Consider the following 260-nt stretch of genomic DNA (forward strand, 5'->3'; position numbering starts at 1 on the left):
AATGGAAGGAAGCTGCCGATGCCTGCATTAGCAAAAAGAATGTCCAACTTACCTTTTTCCTGCTTTATAATGTCATATAGTTTGTCTAAGTCTTCAAGCTTAGAAATATCACCTTGAACACCGGTTACGTTCTTGCCAATTTGGTTAACAGCTTTATCAAGTTCGTTTTGTCTACGTCCCGTGATATAAACATATGCACCTTCGTTTACAAATTTTTGTGCTGCAGCAAGACCAATCCCACTTGTTCCACCCGTTACAAG

The 260-nt window shown here is 39.6% G+C and carries 1 protein-coding gene; it reads right to left on the bottom strand.

All coding sequences use genetic code 11. The annotated features are described in order from the left end of the window. The coding region (locus SB660_RS21660) for an SDR family oxidoreductase (RefSeq protein ID WP_410584479.1) at window positions 1-260 on the bottom strand (260 nt) is incomplete at both ends.

The sequence above is a fragment of the Bacillus sp. SIMBA_005 genome, assembly GCF_046535585.1.
Taxonomy (GTDB): domain Bacteria; phylum Bacillota; class Bacilli; order Bacillales; family Bacillaceae; genus Bacillus; species Bacillus pumilus.